Here is a 9,979-nt window from a genome sequence, read left to right as displayed (position 1 = left end):
ACGCCCGGTTACATTCCGAACCCGGAAGCTAAGCCTTACAGCGCCGATGGTACTGCAGGGGGGACCCTGTGGGAGAGTAGGACACCGCCGAACAATCATTCAAAGGGCTGGACCCGGAACTTCCGTTCCGGGTCCAGCCCTTTTTTGGTATGCGTAACGCAAAGTTCACGTTGCGCGCCGAGCATCGCTGCCATGGGTACTGCTGCAATGCTCAGGGCCGCCGGCGTCGGAGTCGGCGACGAGGTCATCGTGCCGGCCTTCGGGAACGTGGAAGTCGCCGAGGCCGTGACACTCGCCGGCGCGCTTCCGGTGTTCGCCGACATAGATCCGGTGACCTACTGCCTCGACGTCTCGGCGGTGGAAGCGGCGGTAACCGCCCGGTCCGCAGCCGTGGTTGTCGTGCACCGATTCGGACGATGGGCCGACATCCGGGGGTTGCACGCGCTGGGGCAGCGACACGGGCTGCTGGTCCTGGAGCAGGGCGAGTCCGAGGCCCCGTACGACGAGATCGCACAGCGGCGGCAGCGGGCCGCCTACCTCGATGCGAAGCTGCGTGGCGTGCGGACGCCGGACGGTGGCGACGGGCACACCTACCAGCAGTACGTCGTGCGGGTGCCGGGGAACGGCCGGCCCGACCGGGACGCTTTCGCGCGGGCTCTACGGGGCAAGGGAGTTGACTGCCGGGTGCCGGTGAAGACGCCCGTGCACCGGTTGCCGGAATTCCGGCGTTGTGTCTCGCTGCCGGAGACCGAGCTGGCGGCCGACGGGACGCTGGCGCTGCCCGTGGACGCCTCGTTGACGAAGCGGGAGATGCAGCGGATCGTCTCCGCCTGCAACGCTCTGGGCGGACTGCTCCAGCCCGCCTTCTGAACGGGTTTGGGAACTCGGCTTCGTTCGGGGTATGATCTATTCCGTTGCCGCGGGGGAAACTCCGAAAAGGCAACAGGCCCCTATAGCTCAGTCGGCAGAGCGTCTCCATGGTAAGGAGAAGGTCAACGGTTCGATTCCGTTTGGGGGCTCCAGCAAGAAAAGTCCCGCCCTTTAGGGCGGGACTTTTTTGTGTCCTCCTCCGCCCCCGCCCTCAGTCCTTCTGAAGGCCGGGGACCCGCATCGCGAGAATCGCCATGTCGTCCGACGGGGCGTCGGACGCGAAGCGCTCCACCGCGCGCATGATGCGTGCGGCGACCGCACCCGCCGTCAGGCCCGTGCAGGTCGTGAGGACGTCCGCGAGACCGTCGTCGCCGAGCATGCGGGTGCCCTCCCGGCGCTCCGTCACGCCGTCCGTGACGCACAGGAGGACATCACCCGGGTCGAGGGTGATCGTCTGCTCGTAGAGCTCCAGGTCCTCGATGACGCCGAGCAGCGGCTGGGGTTCGGCGGCGGCCTCCACCGTGCCGTCCTGGCGCAGGCGCAACGGCAGCGGATGGCCGGCGCACACCACCTTCATCTCCGCGCTGCCGTCCTCCTGCGGGCGCATCTCGCCGTACAGGAGGGTCAGGAAGCGGCTGCGGGCGCCCTCGTCCAGAATGGCCGAGTTGAGGCGCTCCAGGACCGCGGGGCCACTGAGACCCTCCCGGGCCAGGAGCCGGAGCGCGTGCCGCGCCAGCCCCGTCACGGCGGCCGCGTTGGGGCCCGTACCGCAGACGTCGCCGATGGCGAAGCCGTACGTGCCGTCGGAGATGGGGAAGACGTCGTAGAAGTCGCCGCCGACCTCGTTGCCCTCGCCGGCCGCGCGGTAGATGACCTCGACCTCGACGCCGTCGATGTGCGGGGTGCCCGGGGGCAGGAGGCTGCGCTGGAGGGCCTGGCTGATGGCCGTGCGCTCCGAGTACAGGCGGGCGTTGTCCAGGGCGAGGGCGGCCCGGCGGGACAGGTCCTCGGCCAGTTCCAGGATCTCCTGGCGGAAGTGTTCGTCGGTGGGCTTGCCCAGGGTGAGCATGCCGATGACACGGTTGCGGGCCACCAGGGGGAGAACGACGGTCTCGCCGCCCACGGCGGAGGCGGTCGCGAGCGTCGGGCCGATGGCGGAGGAGACCTGGCGGGCGGGGCCGCCGGTCATGCCCAGACTGCGCATGGAGCTGCGCAGAGCGGCCCGGTGGGCGTGCTCGCCGGGGGCCGCCCAGACGCGGGCGCCCGGGGTGGGTACCGGGTCCGGCGGGGGCACCTTGGAGAGCAACGACTTGATGCCGTCGATGAGTTCCTCGTCCTCGTGCAGGACGTACGACAGGTAGGGCTCGGAGGCCTGGTCGGCGATCGTGTAGACCGCGCACCAGGTGGCGAGGGTCGGAACCGTCATCTGTGCCATCAGGGCGAGGGTCTGGTCGCGGTCCAGGGTGCCGGCGAGCAGGTCGGAGGCCTCGACCAGGAAACTGAGCGAGCCGCGGCGCAGCCGCTCCAGTTCGCCCAGGCGGGCCGACTCGACGGCGAGGGCGATGCGGTCGGCGGCGAACTGGAGGCGCAGTGCCTCCTCGTTGGAGTATCTGCCCTGGGCCTCCGCGGCGACGCCCAGGGAGCCCGTCAGGCGGCCCTCGACCTTCAGCGGGACCGTGACGACCGAGCGCATGCCGGTGCCGCCCAGGAGGGGGACCGCGCCCGGAACGGCCATCAGATCCTCGTGGACGGCGGGCATACGGGCCGAGCCGTAGCGGCCGGGGCCGGCTTCGACGGGCACGCGCGCGAAGCGCTGACGGGCGGACGGCAGCCCCGTGGAGGCGCGGACCTCCAACTCGGTCTCGTCGTCGGTCGCCAGGAGCAGGAACGCGGAGTCGCCGTCGAGCATGTCGCGGGCGCGCTCGACCGTGCGCTGGAGGAGGCCGTCGAGGTCGTCGGGGGCCGGTGAGCCGATGAACACCTCGAAGGGGTCGGTGCTCTGGCCGTCGGGGGCGCCGCCGCCGTCGGAGGCGGGCAGGCGCAACGGGGTCTGCAGGACGGCCCGTTCGTGGTCGCGCACCAGCAGGCAGACGGTGGAGGGCTCGCCGCCGGTGTCGCGGACCCTCAGGTGCGAGGCGTAGACGGGAGTGACGCGGCCGTCGGCGCCGCGGATGCCGTAACTGCCCTCCCAGCGGGAGAGCTGCAGGGCCTCGGCGACACCGGTGCCGGTGCCGGGGGTGTGCGGCCAGGCGGCGAGGTCGGCCAGCGGCTTGCCGGTGACCTCGGCGGCGGTGTGGCCGAAGAGTTCCTCGGCGTCCTCGTTCCAGGCCGTGACGGAGCCCTTGCGGTCGATCTGGACGACCGCGACCCGGACCCGGCCGTCCGCGAGGGGCAGCAGGTCGGCGGGGAGCGACGGGCCGGCCGCGCGCGTGCCCACCGGACGCTCGGGGAGATCGATCTGGAACCAGACATTCTTGTACGTGGGCGTGTACTCGACACCCCAGCGGGCGGCGAGGGCCGCGCAGAGCTGGAGACCGCGGCCGCCCTCGCGGTCGGGGCTGCCCATGTTGACGGCGGAGCCCTGGAGCGGGACCTCGCGTTCCGGGTAGCGGTCGGCGACCTCGATGCGCACCCCGTCGTCCGCGCGCAGGCACAGGACGTCGGCGTGGGTGCCCGCGTGCACCACCGCGTTGGTCACCAGTTCGCTGGTGAGGACCACGGCGTCGTCGACGACGTCCGCGAAGCCCCAGCCCTGGAGTGTGTCGCGGACGAAGGCCCGGGCGGTCGCGACCGATCGCCCGACGGGCTCGAAGCTGGCGGCCGCGCGCGCGGTGATCACAGAACTCCTCGACCGGTTCTCGACATGCGGGCTTACCTGGCCGGCCGGCTCGTGCCGCTGCTGCGGCATCCGCTCGCCCGTGGGACGTGGCTCCGGGGTGTGTCCCCCGGGGATCACTCCGGTGGTCATGGTCTGCGGCCGCCCCTCCGAATGCCCGCTCGTTCTCGTGCCACCGCCCAGGCCGAACAAACCGGCGCGGCTGGACAGCCGCATGCAAGGTTACTTACCTTCGCCGTCCGAGCGGATGCCGGTCGCCAGTGTTTACGCCCCAGGGTGTGCGGACGATGTGCGAAGCTGCCGAACTGTTATGGCCTGGTTCGGACAGGGTGAAACACTGGGCAAGCTTCTGATGAAGGTACGGGCAGGCTGAGTGCGTTGCGTGTACAGCGGGCAGCAGCCCCTGGTGTGGCCGGATCCGATCTGGCAGAAATACGCAGCAGTAACGGGTACGCAGCAGTAACGGGTACGCCGGAGTAAGCGGTACGCCGACTCTGGCGGTATCCCAGCACAGTGGTACGGGCACAGTGGTAACGGTCGACCCCTGCGGGAGGGACACAGTGGAGTCTGGCGCAGCGGCGCGGGGCACTAAGGCGCGCGCGAAAGGCGGACCGTCCCTGAGCAGGCAGCGGGGCGGTGACGGGACCACGGCGGTGGACACGGCTGCCCTGAACCGGCTGCTGGTGGCTCTCGAGGCGATGCGCGACGGGAACTTCCGCAAGCGGCTCACGGTGTCCGGTGACGGCGTGATGTCGGAGATCGCGGCGGTCTTCAACGAGGTCGCCGACCGCAATCTCCACCTCACGGGTGAGCTGTCACGGGTGCGGAGGGTCGTCGGGCGTGAGGGAAAACTCACGGAACGGCTGGAGACGGGTGCCTGTGAAGGCTCCTGGGCGGCCGCCGTGGACAACTCCAACGCCCTTGTCGACGACCTCGTGCGGCCGGTCTCCGAGGTGGGCCGGGTCCTGACGGCGGTGGCCGAGGGTGACCTGTCGCCGCGGATGGATCTGCGGTCGCCGTCGGTGGACGGGGCCGGGCACCCGCTGCGCGGTGAGTTCCTGAAGGTCGGCCGGACCGTCAACAACCTGGTGGACCAGCTGTCGACGTTCACCGACGAGGTCACCCGCGTGGCCAGCGAGGTGGGTACCGAGGGCAAGCTGGGTGGGCAGGCCCGGGTGCGCGGTATGTCCGGTTCGTGGCGGGATCTCACGGACTCGGTCAATACGATGGCGTACCGGCTGACGGCCCAGGTGCGGGACATCGCGCTGGTGACGACCGCGGTCGCCAAGGGTGATCTGTCCCGGAAGGTCACGGTTCAGGTGGCCGGCGAGATGCTGGAGCTGAAGGAAACCGTCAACACGATGGTGGACCAGCTGTCGGCCTTCTCCTCCGAGGTGACCCGGGTCGCCCGTGAGGTGGGTACGGACGGCATCCTGGGCGGCCAGGCGCACGTGCCGGGGGTCGCCGGCACGTGGAAGGAGCTCACCGACTCCGTCAACACCATGGCGGGCAATCTGACGGCTCAGGTGCGCGGGATCTCCGAGGTGACCACCGCGGTCGCCAGCGGTGACCTGTCGCGCAAGGTGACCGTTCCGGCCCGCGGTGAGGTGGCGCAGCTCGCCGAGACGATCAACCAGATGACCGAGACGCTGCGGATCTTCGCGGACGAGGTCACGCGCGTGGCCAACGAGGTCGGTGCCGAGGGGCAGCTCGGCGGGCAGGCGAACGTGCCGGGCGCGGCGGGGACCTGGAAGGACCTGACGGACTCCGTCAACACGGTCTTCCGGAACCTGACCACGCAGGTGCGGGACATCGCCGCGGTGACGACGGCGGTGGCCAACGGTGACCTTTCGCAGAAGGTCACCGTGGACGTGGCCGGCGAGATGCTGGAGCTCAAGAACACCGTCAACGGCATGGTCGACCAGCTGTCGTCGTTCGGCGCCGAGGTCACCCGCGTGGCCAGGGAGATCGGTGTCGAGGGTGAACTGGGCGGCCAGGCCCAGGTGGCCGGGGCCGCCGGCACCTGGAAGGACCTGACCGACTCCGTCAACACCGCCTTCCGCAACCTCACCGGCCAGGTGCGCAACATCGCCCAGGTGACGACGGCGGTGGCCAACGGCGACCTCTCGCAGAAGGTGACGGTCGACGTCTCCGGCGAGATGCTTCAGCTGAAGAACACCGTGAACACGATGGTGGACCAGCTCTCCAGCTTCGCCGACCAGGTGACGCGGATGGCCAGGGACGTGGGCACGGAGGGCCGCCTCGGCGGTCAGGCCCGCGTGGACGGCGTCTCGGGCACCTGGAAGGAGCTCACGGACTCCGTCAACTTCATGGCGGGCAACCTCACCTCGCAGGTACGCCAGATCGCCCAGGTGACGACGGCGGTGGCACGGGGCGACCTGTCCCAGAAGATCGACGTCGACGCGCGCGGCGAGATCCTCGAACTGAAGAGCACGATCAACACGATGGTCGATCAACTCTCCGCCTTCGCCGACCAGGTCACCAAGGTGGCCCGCGAGGTGGGTACGGAGGGCCGGCTCGGCGGTCAGGCACAGGTGCCCGGTGTGGCCGGGGTGTGGCGGGACCTGACGGACTCGGTGAACGGCATGGCCGGCAACCTCACCGCCCAGGTGCGCAACATCGCCCAGGTGGCGACCGCGGTGGCCCGGGGTGACCTCTCCCAGAAGATCACCGTGGACGCGCGCGGTGAGATCCAGGAGCTGAAGAACACCCTGAACACGATGGTCGACCAGCTGTCGTCGTTCGCCCAGGAGGTCACGCGCGTGGCGCGCGAGGTGGGCACCGAGGGCATCCTGGGCGGCCAGGCCGAGGTGCAGGGGGTGGCGGGCACCTGGAAGGACCTCACCCAGTCCGTGAACTTCATGGCGAACAACCTGACCATCCAGGTCCGCAACATCGCCGAGGTCACGACGGCGGTCGCCAAGGGCGACCTGTCGAAGAAGATCACTGTTGACGCGAAGGGCGAGATCCTCGAACTCGTCACGACGGTCAACACGATGGTCGACCAGCTGTCCAGCTTCGCCGAGCAGGTGACCCGGGTGGCCCGTGAGGTGGGTACCGAGGGCATCCTGGGCGGTCAGGCGCATGTTCCGGGTGTCACGGGCATCTGGAAGGACCTCAGCAACAACGTGAACCTGATGGCCAACAACCTGACCATGCAGGTGCGGAACATCTCCCAGGTGTCGGCGGCGGTCGCCAACGGTGACCTGACCCGGCAGGTCACCATCGAGGCGAGCGGTGAGGTGGCCCAGCTCGCCGACACCATCAACACGATGGTCAAGACGCTGAGTTCGTTCGCCGACCAGGTCACCAAGGTGGCCCGTGAGGTGGGCACGGACGGCATTCTGGGCGGTCAGGCGCACGTACCGGGTGTGGCGGGTACGTGGAAGGACCTCACCGAATCGGTGAACGGGATGGCGTCCAACCTGACCGGCCAGGTGCGCAACATCGCGATGGTCACCACGGCCATCGCCAAGGGCGACCTGACCAAGAAGATCGACATCGACGCCCGCGGCGAGATCCTCGAACTCAAGACGACGATCAACACGATGGTCGACCAGCTGTCCAGCTTCGCCGAGGAGGTCACCCGGGTGGCCCGCGAGGTGGGCACCGAGGGGCAGCTGGGCGGTCAGGCACGGGTGCGTGACGTGGACGGCACCTGGCGGGACCTCACCGAGTCCGTGAACGAGATGGCCGGGAACCTGACCCGGCAGGTGCGTGCCATCGCACGCGTGGCGACCGCCGTGACCCGCGGCGACCTGAACCTGAAGATCGACGTGGACGCCTCCGGCGAGATCCAGGAACTCCAGGACTACATCAACAAGATGATCGCCAACCTGCGCGACACCACGGTCGCCAACCAGGAGCAGGACTGGCTCAAGGGCAACCTGGCGCGTATCTCGGCGCTGATGCAGGGCCGCCGCGACCTGGCGGACGTGGCCTCGCTGATCATGAGCGAGCTGACGCCGGTGGTCACCGCGCAGCACGGCGCGTTCTTCATGGCGATGCCCCTGGTCGACGGCAAGGACCTGAGCGCGGAGACCGAGGAGGCCTACGAGTTGCGCATGCAGGGGTCGTACGGCTACTCGATGGGCTCCATGCCGACGTCGTTCCGGCCGGGTGAGGCGCTGATCGGCACGGCCGCCCAGGAGAAGCGCACGATCCTGGTGGAGAAGGCGCCCACCGGCTACCTGAAGATCTCCTCCGGGCTCGGCGAGGCCCCGCCGGCGCAGGTGATCGTGCTTCCGGTGCTGTTCGAGGGCAATGTCCTCGGGGTGATCGAGCTGGCGTCCTTCACGCCGTTCACCCAGATCCAGAAGGACTTCCTCAACCAGATCGCCGAGATGATCGCGACCAGCGTCAACACCATCTCCGTCAACACCAAGACCGAGGTGCTGCTGAAGCAGTCGCAGGAGCTGACCGAGCAGCTGCGGGAGCGGTCGGCGGAGCTGGAGAACCGGCAGAAGGCCCTTCAGGCGTCCAACGCCGAACTGGAGGAGAAGGCCGAGCTGCTGGCCCAGCAGAACCGCGACATCGAGGTGAAGAACACCGAGATCGAGGAGGCCAGGCAGGTCCTGGAGGAGCGTGCCGAGCAACTCGCCGTCTCCATGCGCTACAAGAGCGAGTTCCTCGCCAACATGTCGCACGAGCTGCGCACCCCGCTCAACTCGCTGCTGATCCTGGCCAAGCTGCTCGCCGACAACGCCGAGGGCAACCTCTCCCCGAAGCAGGTGGAGTTCGCCGAGACCATCCACGGCGCGGGATCCGACCTGCTCCAGCTGATCAACGACATCCTCGACCTGTCGAAGGTCGAGGCGGGCAAGATGGACGTCTCCCCGACGCGTATCGCGTTGGTCCAGCTGGTGGACTACGTGGAGGCCACCTTCCGGCCGCTGACCGCGGAGAAGGGCCTCGACCTGTCGGTGCGGGTCTCCCCGGAGCTGCCCGCCACCCTGCACACCGACGAACAGCGGCTCCTTCAGGTGCTACGCAACCTGCTGTCGAACGCGGTGAAGTTCACCGACTCCGGCTCGGTGGAGCTGGTGATCCGGCCGGCGAGCGGCGATGTGCCGGTGGGGATCAGGGAGCAGCTCCTGGAGGCCGGCTCGCTCAGCGATCCGGACGCGCCGCTGATCGCGTTCTCGGTCACCGACACCGGGATCGGCATCGCGGCCAGCAAGATGCGGGTCATCTTCGAGGCGTTCAAGCAGGCCGACGGTACGACCAGCCGCAAGTACGGCGGTACGGGCCTCGGTCTGTCGATCTCGCGGGAGATCGCGCAGCTGCTCGGCGGTGAGATCCACGCGCAGAGCGAGCCGGGCCGCGGCTCGACGTTCACGCTGTACCTGCCGCTGCACCCCAGCGAACTGCCGCCGCAGGGCTACCAGCAGTCCATGCCGGCGCTGGAGGCCGGGGACCTGGTCGCCTCGCAGAACCACGGCTCGGAGCTGTCCGGTGTGGAGATCGAGACGCCGGCCGAGGTGAAGTCGTACCAGGAGACCCAGAACGGTGCCGCGGCGCTCTTCCGGCGCCGTCGCCGGGCCACCCCGCAGATCGCCGAGTCGTGGCCGGTGCTGGCCGAGCAGGAGGCGATGGCTCCGGCGCCGCGCCGGGGCGTACGGTTCACCGGGGAGAAGGTGCTGATCGTCGACGACGACATCCGCAACGTCTTCGCGCTCACCAGCGTCCTGGAGCAGCACGGCCTGTCGGTGCTGTACGCCGAGAACGGCCGCGAGGGCATCGAGGTCCTGGAGCAGCACGACGATGTCGCGGTCGTTCTGATGGACATCATGATGCCCGAGATGGACGGCTATGCGACGACCACGGCGATCCGTCGGATGCCGCAGTTCGCGGGGCTGCCGATCATCGCGCTGACCGCCAAGGCGATGAAGGGTGACCGCGAGAAGGCGATCGAGTCCGGCGCTTCCGACTATGTCACCAAGCCGGTCGACCCCGATCACCTGCTGGCGGTGATGGAGAAGTGGATGCGCGAGGAGTGACCGGAACGGGCGGGTGTGATGTGAACGTTTCGGGAACCTTCCGTGTGCACGGGGAGTTGCTGACTCAGGGTTGTCGAACCCGTGTAGAAGTGCGGGATTGGGGGAACCTTCTGGTCCCCGGCTGCGTTTCTGCTACGTGCACAGTGACATCGCGGTGACAGGGTGTGGCGACAGGCGGGGTGCGGCTACCATGACCGGCACAAGGACGGGCGGCGAAAGGGAGTCGTCCCCTGGGGCGGCGCCCGGTGCACAT

General features: G+C 69.0%; 3 protein-coding genes, 1 tRNA gene and 1 rRNA gene. 4 read left to right on the top strand and 1 reads right to left on the bottom strand.

All coding sequences use genetic code 11. The features are described 5' to 3' along the window. The 3 genes from rrf to ACWGJB_RS35240 form a co-directional block, all read left to right on the top strand. Positions 1-93, top strand: a 5S ribosomal RNA gene (rrf, locus tag ACWGJB_RS35250); the annotation flags it as partial. Between the two features lie 114 nt (positions 94-207). Continuing rightward, complete coding sequence (locus ACWGJB_RS35245; RefSeq protein ID WP_453384109.1) at positions 208-870, top strand: DegT/DnrJ/EryC1/StrS family aminotransferase; 663 nt, start codon at positions 208-210, stop codon at positions 868-870. Positions 871-946: 76 nt separating this feature from the next. Next, positions 947-1,022, top strand: a tRNA-Thr gene (locus ACWGJB_RS35240). A gap of 59 nt (positions 1,023-1,081) precedes the next feature. On the opposite strand, the gene ACWGJB_RS35235 is transcribed toward ACWGJB_RS35240, so the two are convergent. Then, a complete protein-coding gene (locus ACWGJB_RS35235; protein ID WP_453384102.1) occupies positions 1,082-3,838 on the bottom strand; it encodes a SpoIIE family protein phosphatase in 2,757 nt (918 codons plus the stop codon). 428 nt (positions 3,839-4,266) lie between these two features. Between ACWGJB_RS35235 and ACWGJB_RS35230 the strand changes: the two genes are divergently transcribed. After that, a complete protein-coding gene (locus tag ACWGJB_RS35230) occupies positions 4,267-9,726 on the top strand; it encodes a HAMP domain-containing protein (RefSeq protein ID WP_453384101.1) in 5,460 nt (1,819 codons plus the stop codon). The last annotated feature ends 253 nt before the right edge of the window (positions 9,727-9,979 follow it).

The organism is Streptomyces sp. NPDC054813 (assembly GCF_053611365.1).
Note: the sequence above shows the minus strand (reverse complement) of the source record. Positions and strands in the feature narration are given on the sequence as shown.